We start from the raw sequence: 957 nt of genomic DNA, 5'->3' as shown, positions 1-957 counted from the left end.
TTTCAAAATTAATAACTTCTATTATAACTAATGGCTTTGAGTTAAAAGAAACATATTTACAAAAAATATCATTAGAAGATAAATATGTTGAATTATATCAGAAGGAGGATTAATATGAGCAGTTTAATAAAAAATGAGCTAATTAAGCTTTCAAAGAGAAAAAAAATTCTTATTTCAATAATATTAATGATATGCTTTTCAGCTATTATTATTCTAATATCTAATGTATCTGAAAATCAAACGAATACAGGGTATTACAAAAGAGTCTTAGAATCTCAGAAGGAAACATTAAAGGAAGAATTAAAAAAGACCAAAGATCAAGCTAAAAAGCAAAAAATAGAAGTTCAAATAAAATCTATTGAAAATCAAATAATACTTCTTGATATTAACAAGAATAAAAACTGGAAAGATACTGTAAAAGAACAGATTAATGCTTTTGAGGAAAGAAAAAAGCTTGCACTTGATATTTCTTATGAAGACTCGAAAGAATATTATAATTCTCAGATTAAGAAGCTAAAATATCTTCTTGAACATAATATAAACCCAAACGATGAAAACAAAGTAAATGGGAGTACATTATTTGTAATATTTCTTCAATTGATGGGTGGATTTTTCATTCCAATAATAGTAATTGTTATTGCTTCAGATATTATTTCAAATGAATTTTCATCAAAAACAATTAGACTGTTAGCATCCAAGCCGATATCTAAAAAGAATATAGTTATTTCAAAGTTTATAGCAGCTACAATAGTTTGTTTAGCGGTAATTGTTGGAATAGAGTTATTGATATACTTTATATTTGGGATAATTAAAGGATTTGGGAATCTTAACTTTCCACTTACAGTAGGAACAAAATATAAAATTATTGCTAATAATGCAGTACCTATATATGAAAGTTCACAAATAATACCGTATATAACAGCTATAATTGTAGGGATACTTATTCAAATGCTTTAT

General features: G+C 25.1%; 1 protein-coding gene. It reads left to right on the top strand.

Annotated elements, in window-relative coordinates:
* Positions 1-114: 114 nt before the first annotated feature.
* Positions 115-957: ABC transporter permease subunit (locus ACAG39_12440; protein ID MEZ0538028.1), on the top strand; the 843-nt coding region annotated here is incomplete at its 3' end.

This window comes from Caldicellulosiruptoraceae bacterium PP1 (assembly GCA_041320695.1).
GTDB lineage: Bacteria > Bacillota > Thermoanaerobacteria > Caldicellulosiruptorales > Caldicellulosiruptoraceae > JBGGOQ01.
The sequence above is the reverse complement of the archived record's forward strand: the minus strand, read 5'-3'. Positions and strand labels throughout refer to the sequence as shown.